General features: G+C 56.3%; 9 protein-coding genes. 6 read left to right on the top strand and 3 right to left on the bottom strand.

Annotated features, from left to right (window positions below):
* Positions 1-14: 14 nt before the first annotated feature.
* The 6 genes from pyrE to TX82_RS09250 all read left to right on the top strand — a co-directional run bounded on the left by pyrE (position 15) and on the right by TX82_RS09250 (position 6,534).
* Positions 15-656, top strand: a complete 642-nt coding sequence (pyrE, locus tag TX82_RS09275; RefSeq protein WP_005009646.1) for an orotate phosphoribosyltransferase — start codon at positions 15-17, stop codon at positions 654-656.
* A gap of 262 nt (positions 657-918) precedes the next feature.
* Positions 919-1,632 (top strand): carbon monoxide dehydrogenase beta subunit family protein, encoded by a 714-nt coding sequence (locus TX82_RS09270; protein ID WP_005009643.1) that lies wholly within the window; start codon positions 919-921, stop codon positions 1,630-1,632.
* A gap of 311 nt (positions 1,633-1,943) precedes the next feature.
* Positions 1,944-4,067 (top strand): molecular chaperone DnaK, encoded by a 2,124-nt coding sequence (gene dnaK, locus TX82_RS09265; RefSeq protein WP_005009638.1) that lies wholly within the window; start codon positions 1,944-1,946, stop codon positions 4,065-4,067.
* Complete coding sequence (locus TX82_RS09260) at positions 4,000-4,614, top strand: nucleotide exchange factor GrpE (protein ID WP_005009637.1); 615 nt, start codon at positions 4,000-4,002, stop codon at positions 4,612-4,614. The genes dnaK and TX82_RS09260 overlap by 68 nt, the downstream gene beginning before the upstream one ends.
* Positions 4,615-4,622: 8 nt before the next feature.
* Positions 4,623-5,702, top strand: a complete 1,080-nt coding sequence (gene dnaJ / locus TX82_RS09255) for a molecular chaperone DnaJ (RefSeq protein WP_042252321.1) — start codon at positions 4,623-4,625, stop codon at positions 5,700-5,702.
* Between the two features lie 229 nt (positions 5,703-5,931).
* Positions 5,932-6,534, top strand: a complete 603-nt coding sequence (locus tag TX82_RS09250; protein ID WP_005009633.1) for a response regulator transcription factor — start codon at positions 5,932-5,934, stop codon at positions 6,532-6,534.
* Positions 6,535-6,589: 55 nt separating this feature from the next.
* Here the strand turns inward: TX82_RS09250 and TX82_RS09245 are convergent, their stop codons facing one another.
* From TX82_RS09245 to gltB, 3 genes are all read right to left on the bottom strand, one after another.
* Positions 6,590-6,790, bottom strand: coding sequence for a hypothetical protein (locus TX82_RS09245; protein ID WP_005009629.1), 201 nt, complete (start codon positions 6,788-6,790; stop codon positions 6,590-6,592).
* A gap of 174 nt (positions 6,791-6,964) precedes the next feature.
* Complete coding sequence (locus TX82_RS09240; RefSeq protein ID WP_005009627.1) at positions 6,965-8,434, bottom strand: glutamate synthase subunit beta; 1,470 nt, start codon at positions 8,432-8,434, stop codon at positions 6,965-6,967.
* Positions 8,435-11,888 (bottom strand): glutamate synthase large subunit (gene gltB / locus TX82_RS09235; protein WP_005009624.1); only part of this gene is annotated, 3,454 nt, incomplete at its 5' end.

The raw sequence follows: 11,888 nt of genomic DNA, 5'->3' as shown, positions 1-11,888 counted from the left end.
GGAGGATCCGTTCCTTGAAGTACTGGAAAAACATCGCCCGTGTGGCGCTCGACATCGGCGCCATCCGCATCAATCCCGAAAAGCCCTTCACATGGGCATCCGGTTACCGCATGCCGGTTTACAACGACAACCGCCTGCTCCTGGGTGAGCCCAAGCACCGGTTTCTCATTGCGGAATCAATGCAGGAAAATATCGAGAGAGATCATATCCCGGTCGATTGCATTGCAGGAACCGCCACCGCGGGCATTCCGCATGCCACAACGCTGGCCAACATGATGGAGCTGCCCCTGGTGTACGTTCGCCCCTCCAGCAAAGAGCACGGGCTGCAAAACCAGATCGAGGGCATCCTGGAACCGGGCCAGGAAGTGGTGGTGATCGAGGACCTGATATCCACGGGAGGCAGTGCATTGAAAGCGGTGGAAGCGCTGCGTGCCGCCGGCGCCCGGGTGGCCCATTGCCTGTGTATCTTCAGCTACGGATTCGAGTCGGCCCGGGCCGCCTTTGAGGCCGCCGACTGCCAGCTGCACATGCTCCTCACCTTTCCCAACCTGGTGGCCTTTGCCGAAGAAAACGGGCGCATCGATGCCGACCAGAAAGCGCTTCTGGAAGCCTGGTATGAAAACCCTTTTGAGTGGGCCACACAGAACGGGCGCTGACTCATCAGAATGAATTCAACTTGTTTATTTATATACACTTATGGTCCTTACGCAAAAATTGAAAAGTAGGCCGGAATTTGGCATTGACAGGATAGGTGTTTGATAATAATATTTAAAGCTCATTTAATTTTGTCTTACCATCCTCTGCTCCAAAATCGCCACTTCCCGGTAGCAGAATATTTGAATAGACAACTAAAATTCTTTGGGACGGTTCCAAAGACGGATTCCCTATAAGATATTTGATTTTTGGAGGTTATTCAGAATGCCAAAATTAGAGTTGGGCCCTGTAGGCCTGCTTCCGCCCTCTGCGGCCGCCATGGGTATTTTCCAGCCCGAAAAAGGTTCCCGCAAGCAACTGCTGGAGGGTGAACCGGTGGATGAGGAGAAGGTATATGAGACCGCGGCGGTCAAGCTGTTGACCCGGCGAAACCCGACCCTGTTTCCCGGTCCCCAGATCATCTGGGGCTGGAACGAAGAAGCCCGGCACAAGGCGGAGTTGATTTTGAATTTCGTTAAGGAAGTTCCCGGCATGAACATCATTCCCATGCCGGATTACCGCCCCATCTATCCCAAAATCGATCCGGAAGCGGTGATCAATCCCTGTCACCCCAACCTGACCGTTCTGCACAACAAGATTCACGTTTGCATTCTCATCGGGGTGCATTGCCACTTTGCGAACATCACCCTGAAGATGATCCGCGCCAACACCCCCTGCTACACGCAGGCGTGGTGCGCGTACGACGGTCACGAAGACGCTTTGCTGTCCATCCGTGATACCGATTCTGAGGTGATCCTCAAAATGACCGAAACCGTCAAGCGCGTCCGGCAGTCTTTGACCCCGTGGGCGGAAACCCCGGAAGGCAAGGAAGAGCTGGAAGAGATCGCCGCAATGAAAGCCAAGAACAAAGCCGAAGACAAGGAAAACGCGGTTCTGTTCAAAGGCGAACTCTACGACGGGATTCAGGAGACGGAATAATTCTCTGACGAATATTCCACCGTATTGGAAGGGCCCCGGTTTTCCGGGGCCCTTTTTTATTGCCCCTTGCTCCCTCCCTGCCCCCCAACCCGCTGGAAGAAAAAGCTAAAGCGCTTATTCTTTATAGGGTTAAAAGCAACTCTTTACCTTTCACAACCCGGGAAAAATGCTTTAAAAATCGCCACCCGGCTTGACTCCCCCCGCCTCCATCTTATTAAACACCTAGCATCGGGGAAGGATTCTCAAAATCGCTTTAACCTTATAAAAAATAAGTTGAAATAAATAACGCCAATTGGAAAGGAACTGCACCCATGGGTAAGATCATAGGAATCGACTTGGGCACCACCAACTCCGTGGTGGCCGTGATGGAAGGCAATGATCCCAAGGTCATTGTCAACGAGGAAGGAAGCCAGACCACACCGTCGGTCGTGGCTTTCACCAAGGATGGCGAAATCCTGGTGGGGCAGGTTGCAAAACGCCAGGCCATCGCCAACCCGGAGAACACCATCTTCTCGGTCAAGCGATTCATGGGCCGTTCCTACGCGGAAGTTTCCGAGGAAATGAAAATGGTGCCCTACAAGGTCGTCAAGGGCCCGAAGAACGATGTTCGCATCGAAGTGCAGGGCAAACAGTACAGCCCTCCCGAAATCTCCGCGATGATCCTGCAGAAACTGAAAAAGTCCGCCGAAGCCTACCTGGGTGAACCGGTAACGGAAGCGGTCATCACCGTTCCCGCATACTTCAACGACGCTCAACGCCAGGCCACCAAGGACGCAGGCAAAATTGCCGGTCTCGAAGTCAAACGCATTATCAACGAACCCACCGCCTCTGCCCTCGCCTATGGTCTCGATAAAAACAAAGATCATATGATTGCCGTGTACGACTTCGGTGGCGGTACGTTCGATATCTCCATCCTCGAAGTCGGCGACAACGTCGTGGAAGTGAAGGCGACCAACGGCGACACGCATCTGGGCGGCGACAACCTGGACCAGCGCATCATCGACTGGCTGGTAACCGAGTTCAAGAAGGACCAGGGTATCGACCTGAGTAACGACAACATGGCTCTCCAGCGACTCAAGGAAGCGGCGGAAAAAGCCAAGATGGAGTTGTCCTCGGTTTCCGAAACCGAAATCAATCTGCCGTTCATCACCGCGGACGCTACGGGACCGAAACACCTGAATATCAAACTGTCACGCTCTAAATTCGAAGCCATGGTCGACGACCTTCTGGAACGCACCAAGAAGCCGTGCATCAACGCGCTCAAGGATGCGGGCCTCGACGCCAGCAAGATTCACGAAGCAGTCCTGGTCGGCGGCTCCACCCGCGTGCCCCGCGCCCAGCAGATCGTCAAGGACCTGTTCAAAAAAGAGCCGCACCGTGGTGTGAATCCGGACGAAGTGGTCGCTCTGGGCGCCGCCGTGCAGGCGGGCGTTCTGTCCGGCGACGTGAAAGACATTCTCCTGCTCGACGTCACTCCGCTGTCGCTCGGAATCGAAACTCTCGGCGGCGTGACCACGCGCCTGATCGATCGCAACACCACGATCCCGACGCGCAAGAGCGAAACCTTCTCCACCGCGTCGGACAATCAGCCGAGCGTGGAGATCAATGTTCTGCAGGGCGAACGGGAAATGGCAAAGGACAACCGCTCGCTCGGCAAGTTCCACCTGGACGGCATTCCCGCCGCGCCGCGTGGCGTACCGCAGATCGAGGTCACCTTCGACATCGACGCCAACGGCATCCTGCACGTATCGGCCAAAGACAAAGGTACCGGCAAGGAGCAGAAGATCACCATCACGGACAACACCGGTCTCTCCGATCAGGACATCGAGAACATGGTGAAGGACGCCGAAACCAATTCCGCGGCGGACAAAGAGCGGCGCGAAAAAATCGACGCGCGCAACCAGCTCGATTCCCTGGTGTACAACACGGAGAAAACCATCCGCGACAACAAGGAAAAACTCTCCGAAGACGACGTCAAGGAAGCCGAGTCCGCCATTGCCGAAGCCAAGACCGCCATCGAAAGCGACGATCTGGAACAGATCAAACAGCAGACCGAGGCGCTCACCCAGGCTTCGCACAAGCTGGCCCAGCAGATTTATCAGCAACAATCTGCGGAAGGTGGCGAGGGTGAAGGCGACGGGTCCGGTCCGTCCGGTGACGATCAGTCCGGCGGTGGTTCGGACAAATCCGCCGACGACGTCGTGGACGCCGAGTACGAAGACATCAGCAACAAAAATAAAGGACACGCCTCCGCCGCACGCCCGGTAGCAGGGTCCGGCGGGGGCGAATCCTCAAATATCGATTTCCGGATCGGCGGGCGGCTCTTTTCAGAGTGTGCCCGCCTTCCGTTTTTTGATTTGAAAGATTATGAACGACTCAACCAGCAAACTTCCCGATTTCAGCGATCAGCCTCCTCCCAAGTTTCACGTCAGTGACCGGCGCCACTGGGCGCTGGAAGACGAAGCCATTAAAGAGGAGGAATCCAACAAAGAACGCCTTCCCACCTACGTGGAACAACTCCGCAAGGAAGCCGAGGAAAAAGACAAAAAACTGAAGGAATACATCGCCGCTTACAAAAGCAAAAGTGCGGAGAACGATGAGTTCCGTCAGCGTCTGCAAAAGGAAAACGAAAGCCGTCTGGCACAACTCAAGGCCGGGCTGTTCAAGCAACTCATTCCGATTCTGGATAATCTGAAACGCGCTTCCAGCGCCGCACAGTCCACCGGAGATTTCGAAAGCTTCAAACAGGGCATCCATCTCATCCTGTCCCAGTTTGAAAATGAACTCGCCCAGCAGGGGATCGAACCCATTCCCGCTATCGGACGCAAGCTCGATCCCAACACCGACGAGGTGTGCATGACCGTGGACACCGATGATCCGGAGCAGGATGGAATGGTGGTGGAAGAATTGGAACCCGGTTACCGGTTCCAGGACAAGTTGCTGAAACCCGTTAAAGTGAAAGTGGCCAAACTCAAAAATTGAAGGTGCTCATGGTTAAACGCGATTATTACGAGATCCTCGAGGTTTCACGCGAAGCGTCCGAAGCCGAACTGAAAAAAGCCTATCGCCAGATGGCGCTCAAGTACCATCCGGATAAAAATCCCGGAGACAAGGAAGCCGAAGAAAAATTCAAGGAAGCCTCGGAAGCTTACGAAGTGCTCCGCGATGCGGAAAAACGCCGCGTTTACGACCAGTTCGGCCACGAAGGTCTGAAGGGCCAGGGTTTCGGCGGCTTCAGCGGGTTCGAAGACATCTTCTCGACTTTTGGCGACATCTTCGGCGACTTCTTCGGCGGCGGCCGGCAACGCACCGGCAACGACCTGCGTGCCGACGCTCAAATCACCTTTGAGGAAGCGGCCTTCGGCGTGCAAAAGGAAATCGACGTGCGCAAACACGTTGTCTGTCAGTCCTGCAAGGGATCGCGTTGCAAACCCGGCACCACTCCCGAACGGTGCAACACCTGTCACGGTACCGGGCAGGTGGTGCGGTCGCAGGGATTCTTCAGCCTGTCCACACCCTGCCCGCAGTGTCACGGCGCTGGCGAAATCGTCCGCGACCCCTGCACCCACTGCCGCGGCGAAGGCGTGGTGGTGGACAAGAAAACCATCTCCGTCAACATTCCCGGCGGTGTGGACAACGGTTCACGACTTCGACTGCGGGGCGAAGGCGAAGCAGGACCCGGCCTGCCTCCCGGCGACCTCTACGTGTTCGTTCACGTCAAGCCGCATGAGTTTTTTCACCGCGACGGACAACACATCCTGTGCCGGCTCAACCTCTCTGTTTCGCAGGCCGCACTGGGCGCCGACATTGAAGTCCCCATGCTTGACGGCACGACCAAGGTGATCAATGTTCCTGCCGGAACCCAGTCCGGCGAAACCTATCGCATTCCTGGTGGGGGCATCCCAAACCTCCGGGGACCGGGGCACGGCGACCAGATCATACAGTTCTTCGTTGAGGTGCCGAAAAAGCTCAACAAAAGGCAGAAAGAACTGTTTCAGGAACTGGCGGAAATCGACGGCAAACCGGTAAAAGAAAAGATCAAAGGATTCTTCGAAAAGCTGGGATTGTGAACGGCCCCTAAGTTCCGAGTTCCAGATTGACTACCCTAAAATGGTGAAAAACGGTTTACTTTTCCCCTTTTTTGCCGGATTTCACCCCATTATTATGGGTTTCCCCCGATTTTTCTTGTGGTCCAGTCCATCAATGTATATTTTTATAAGGTGCGGTACGTTCGAGGCGTCCCGCCGCATTTCAGGCTTTTAGAGGAGCCCTTATTAATCTCGATGGAGGAGACTCATCATGGACCACTCTATCCTTCTCATCGACGATGAAGAAATCCTGCGCAAAACTTTGAGCGACGACCTTGAAGAAGAAGGTTTTCACGTCACAACGGCGGTCAATGGCGAGGAAGGACTGGAGCAGTTCAAGACCCAGCACCCGGATTTAGTGATTGTAGACTTGATCATGGAGGGCATGAACGGCATTCAGGTTTCCCAGGAAATTAAAAAATTGCAGCCGAATGCGCCAATCATGATTTTAACGGGGCATGGCACCCTGGAGTCGGCCATCGATGCGTTGAAATTGAAGGTGCAGGATTACATCCTCAAACCCGTGAAGCGTGACGAGCTTCTTTCCAAAATCAACAATTGTCTTGATAATTTGCTTCCCCGGCGGACTCTCAAAAACCGCAAACCCGCATACAGTCAAAACCTGCAGCTGGAGAAAGTCGGACTCACCAAACGTCAACGGGAAGTGGCCAGCCTGGCCAGCCAGGGTTATAACGACGAGGAAATCGCACAGGTTCTCAAAATCAGCGTGTTCACAGTTAAATTCCACCTGAAGAAGGCGTTCAAGAAACTGAACATCCACAAACGGGTGGAACTGATCCTGTCGTCCAACTGAATAAACCGAAAGTGCTTCGGGCTAGGCGGTAAAGGAGGGGTGCCCTGCTCTGCCTTCAGGAAAGCTGTACCTGTTCCGATCTTCTGCAAAAAAAACTCTTCAACTGCCTGTGTTCATCGAGACGGACCCATGATTTGCCGTCTGCGGAAATTTTGTCGTCACCGTACAACTCGCCACTTTTCACCGCACGCACCACACTCTGCTTTGGGAACTTGAACGGTTCACGTGCCTGCCGCTGAATCAAAACGGTTTCCATCTGTCTTCCTCCTTCCCACGCCCTGGGCGTTCACTTGTTTATGTTGTGTCATTCTATGATAACAAACCGGTTGGCAGGCGCAAGCCCTTATAAACATTGGACTTGATATCTTCCTGGAGATTTAAAAAGGGTAATCGTTTAGGAAAAACGATACGGCCGGGCAGCCGCAAGGTATCACAGATGTTCGCTGTGGGGCAGGAAAGTAAAGCCCATCAAATGCTGGTCCACACCGCGCGCCGCTTCGCGTCCTTCGGCAATCGCCCACACCACCAGCGACTGTCCGCGTGCCATGTCTCCGGCCACGAACACACCGGGAACGTTGGTCATCTTGTTTTTATCGCAGGCCACGTTGCCGCGCGCATCCAGTTCCAATCCCAGTTCCTTCACCAGCCCTTCGTGCACCGGGTGAACGAAACCCATCGCCAGCAGAACCAGTTCAACATCCAACGTGAACTCGGATCCGGGAATCTCTTCCATCTGGCGGCGTCCGGTTTCGGGATCGGGGTCGCCGAACCGGATCTTGACGGCATGCACTTTTTTCAGTTTGCCGTTCTCGCCGGTGAACTTTTTAGTCAGGATGCTGTAATCGGTGATCTTGCCGCCCGCTTCCTCGTGCGAGGAACTGAGACGCAGAGTCATCGGCCATTGCGGCCAGGGGTTATTGGGTGCGCGCTCAAGAGGAGGTTCGCTCAACAGTTCGAATTGATGAACCTTCTTCGCGCCCTGGCGAAGGGACGTGCCGAGGCAGTCGGAACCGGTATCGCCGCCACCGATGATCAACACATTCTTGTCCTTCGCTGTGATGGCAATGTCATCCGGAACCGTGTCCCCTTCATTGCGCTTGTTCTGCTGGGGCAGGAAGTCCATCGCAAAGTGGACGCCGTCCAGGTCTCGCCCTTCCACAGGCAGGTCCCGCGGTTTTTCAGAACCGCAACACAGGATGACCGAATCGAAATCCTCCACCAGCTTTTTGGCGGGGATGTCCCTGCCGATGTGCGCGTTGGTTTTGAAGATCACGCCTTCCTTTTCCATCAACTCCAGCCGCCGATGCAATACCGTTTTCTCCATCTTGAAATGCGGAATACCGTACATGAGCAGGCCGCCAATGCGGTCGGCTTTCTCAAACACCGTCACCTCGTGCCCGGCGTGGTTCAACTGGTCGGCGGCGGCGAGACCCGCAGGACCGGACCCGACGATCGCCACCTTCTTGCCGGTGCGTTGCTTCGGCGGGTTGGGGGCAATATACCCTTGCTCAAAACCCTTTTCGGCGATGATCTCCTCGATATTTCGAATGGTCACCGCAGGCTCGTTGATACCCAGGACACACGCACCTTCGCACGGCGCGGGACAGATGCGGCCGGTGAACTCGGGAAAATTGTTGGTCTTGGTGAGGAGCGCCACCGCTTCTTCCCAGCGGTCGCGGTACACCATGTCGTTCCAATCCGGGATGGCGTTGCCAAGGGGACAACCCGTGTTGCTCTGGCAGAACGGCACTCCGCAGTCCATGCACCGCGCTCCCTGCTCGCGGTACTTCTCCAGCGGAAACGGTTCGTAGATTTCCTTCTGGTCCTTGAGCCGTTCGGGAACCGGACGCGCTTTCGGCGTTTCGCGTTTGATTTCCATGAAGCCTTTGAGCGCACCCATTTATGCCACCTCTTCCAACAATGCCTGTTTCCGTTTTCGTTCTTCCACCACGCGGCGGTAATCGCGCGGGTAGACCTTGATGAATTTCGGGATCATCTTTTCCCAGTTTTCGAGAACGCGCCTGGCCACCGCGCTTCCCGTGTAATCCAGATGTTCGCGGACCAGGGTTTGCACCAGTTCGAGGTCTTCTTCCTCTTCAAAGGCAACCAGATCCACCAGCCCCTGGTTGCAATGGATGGGGAACGACCCGTCTTCGTCCAGAACGTACGCGATGCCACCGCTCATGCCCGCGGCGAAGTTGCGTCCGGCCTTGCCCAGCACCACCACGTTTCCGCCGGTCATGTATTCACAACCATGGTCCCCAACGCCTTCCACCACCGCGTCCGCCCCACTGTTGCGCACAGCGAAGCGTTCGCCCGCTATGCCGCGGAAATACGCCTTGCCGGATATGGCGCCGTACAGCACCACGTTGCCTATGAGGATGTTCTTTTCTGCGACAATCGGCGACTCCTCCGCCGGTGCGACGATGATCCTGCCGCCGGACAACCCCTTGCCCACGTAGTCGTTGGTATCGCCTTTCAGATTGAAGGTGACGCCATTGGCCAGGAATGCGCCGAAGCTCTGCCCGGCTGAACCCTTGAAGTCGATATGAATGGTTCCGTCAGGCAGGCCCGCCTCGCTGTAGCGTTTGGAAATTTCGTAGCTAAGCATCGCACCAGTGGCACGGTCCACATTCCCGATGGTGTGCTTGAGGCGAATCGGTTTCTTGTGTTCGATGGCCTCGGCACACTCGGCGATCAGTTTGCGATCGAGGCAGTTGTCCCCGATGTCGCTGCTCAGATCCTGGGTGGTGACGTTGCGCGTGGCCACGCCCTCGCCACCTTCAGCGCGATAAAGGATGCGGGAAAAGTCCAGTTCACGGCTCTTCCAGTGGTCGATGGAAGTATCCACTTCCAGCAGGTCCGTTCGGCCGATCAAATCGTCCAGTTTGCGGAATCCCAGCTGCGCCATCAGTTCACGCACCTCTTCTGCCACGAAGCGGAAGAAGTTGACCACGTAATCGGCGTCACCGGAGAATTTTTTGCGCAGTTCCGGGTCCTGCGTCGCCACGCCCACGGAACAGGTGTTCAGGTGGCATTTGCGCATCATGATGCAGCCGAGGGTCACGAGAGGCACCGTGGAGAAACCGAATTCATCGGCGCCCAACAGCGCACCGATGATCACATCGCGTCCGGTTTTCAACTGACCATCGACCTGCACCCGGATGCGTCCGCGCAGGTCGTTGAGCACCAGCACCTGCTGGGTTTCCGCCAGGCCCAGTTCCCACGGCAGGCCGGCGTGTTTGATGGACGTCTGGGGAGAAGCCCCGGTGCCGCCATCGTGTCCCGCAATCAGCACCCCTTCGGCGCGGGCTTTGGAAACACCCGCGGCAACCGTGCCCACACCCGCCTCCGCCACCAGCTTCACACTGACGCCGGCGTTGGGGTTGGAGTTGTGCAGGTCAAAGATCAACTGCTGCAGGTCTTCGATAGAGTAAATGTCATGATGCGGTGGCGGTGAGATGAGCTCCACCCCCGGCGTCGAATGCCGGATCTTGGCAATGTACTCGCTGACTTTGTGGCCGGGCAACTGACCTCCCTCACCCGGCTTGGCGCCCTGCGCAATCTTGATCTGCAACTCATCGGCATTCGCCAGGTAATTGCTGTTCACGCCGAAACGTCCCGAGGCCACCTGCTTGATCTTGCTGCGCCGGGAATCGCCGTTCGCATCGGGCGTGTAGCGCACCAGGTCCTCGCCACCTTCACCCGTGTTGCTCTTTCCGCCAAGGCGGTTCATGGCGATGGCCAGGGTCTCGTGCGCCTCTCGGGAAATCGAGCCGATCGACATCGCTCCCGTACAGAATCGGCGGGTGATTGCCTCCACCGGCTCCACCTCGTCGATTGGGATCGATTGCGTCGGTTTGAACTTGAACATGCCGCGAATGGTGCAATTGCGCGTGTTCTGCTCGTCGCTCACTTTGGAAAATTTCTTGAATTTCTCGTAGTTGTTGGAGCGCGTCGCTTCCTGAATCAACGCCACCATTGCGGGGCTGATCATGTGCTTCTCTTCGCCTCGCCGCCAGTGGTAATAGCCACCCGGGTCCAGGGCGGGACGGATGACCTTCGACCGCTCGTACGCGTTGCGGTGGCGCGCCAGTACCTCGCGCGCAATATCCTTCAGCTTGATGCCGGCAACGCGCGACGGCGTGCCGGTGAAATAACGGTGAACAATGTCCTCGTGCAGACCCACCGCTTCGAAAATCTGTGCGCCTCGATAACTCTGGATGGTGGAGATGCCCATTTTCGCGGTGATCTTGTACAGTCCCTTTTTGCACGACAAGATGAAATTGTCGATCGCCTTGTCCGGTTCCACATCTTTTACGTATACCTGTTCCCGGACCACCTGTTTTGCGGTTTCGTATGCGAGGTAAGGGTAGATGCCGCCTGCACCGAAACCGATGAGAAGGGCAAAGTGGTGCATCTCCCGGGCCTCGGCGGTTTCCACCACAAGGCCCACCCGGGTGCGTGTTTTTTCGCGGAGAAGGTGATGATGCACCGCACCCGTCGCCAGCAGGCTCGGAATGGCGGCGTGGTCTTCATCAACACCCCGGTCGGACAGGATCAGTATCGTCGCGCCGTTCTCCATGGCTTCGGAAGCTTTCGCGCACAGGTTCTCCACCGCCTTTTCCAGCCCGTCTTCACCTTCGGATACCGGGAACAACAGGGACAGCGTGGCGGTTTTCAAATCCTGCTGGTCGAGGTTCTGAATCTTGTGAAATTCTTCCGGCTTCAGGATCGGATGTTTCAGGCGCAGTTTGCGGCAGTTTTCCGGACCGGGTTTCAACAGGTTGTACTCGCGGCCGAGCGTGACTTCCATCGACATCACCAGTTCCTCGCGGATGGAGTCGATTGCCGGATTGGTGACCTGTGCGAACAGTTGCTTGAAGTAATTGAACAGGAGTTGCGGCCGTTCCGAACGCACGGCAAGCGGTGTGTCATTGCCCATGGAACCTACGGCTTCAAGACCGGTAGCGACCATTGGAGCCAGTACGACTTTCATGTCTTCGGCGGTGTAACCGAATGCGATCTGCTGGACCAGCGGGTCCTCGATCTCCGGCTCCACATAGCCGTTGGGCACGGGCAGGTTTTCGATGTTGACCTGGTTCTCCTGCACCCACTTTTGATAAGGATGCGCCTGGGCCAGCGGGCGTTTGATCTCCTCATCGGAGCAAATCCTGCCGGCCTTGAGATCGACAAAAAACATGCGGCCCGGCTGGAGGCGCCCTTTTGACTTGATGGTCGATTCGTCCAGCGGCAGCGCTCCCACTTCCGAGGCCATGATGACGCGATCGTCGGTGGTGACCACGTAGCGCGACGGGCGCAGGCCGTTGCGGTCCAGCACCGCGCCGACCACT

Origin of the sequence: Nitrospina gracilis 3/211, from assembly GCF_000341545.2 — a bacterium.
In the GTDB taxonomy this organism is placed as follows: domain Bacteria; phylum Nitrospinota; class Nitrospinia; order Nitrospinales; family Nitrospinaceae; genus Nitrospina; species Nitrospina gracilis.
The sequence above is the reverse complement of the archived record's forward strand: the minus strand, read 5'-3'. Positions and strand labels throughout refer to the sequence as shown.

Coding starts and splice junctions, on each gene's coding strand:
- dnaK (WP_005009638.1), top strand. CDS start 1,944: ATGGGTAAGATCATAGGAATCGACTTGGGCACCACCAACTCCGTGGTG.
- dnaJ (WP_042252321.1), top strand. CDS start 4,623: ATGGTTAAACGCGATTATTACGAGATCCTCGAGGTTTCACGCGAAGCG.
- TX82_RS09245 (WP_005009629.1), bottom strand. CDS start 6,790: ATGGAAACCGTTTTGATTCAGCGGCAGGCACGTGAACCGTTCAAGTTC.
- TX82_RS09240 (WP_005009627.1), bottom strand. CDS start 8,434: ATGGGTGCGCTCAAAGGCTTCATGGAAATCAAACGCGAAACGCCGAAA.
- TX82_RS09250 (WP_005009633.1), top strand. CDS start 5,932: ATGGACCACTCTATCCTTCTCATCGACGATGAAGAAATCCTGCGCAAA.
- TX82_RS09260 (WP_005009637.1), top strand. CDS start 4,000: ATGAACGACTCAACCAGCAAACTTCCCGATTTCAGCGATCAGCCTCCT.
- TX82_RS09270 (WP_005009643.1), top strand. CDS start 919: ATGCCAAAATTAGAGTTGGGCCCTGTAGGCCTGCTTCCGCCCTCTGCG.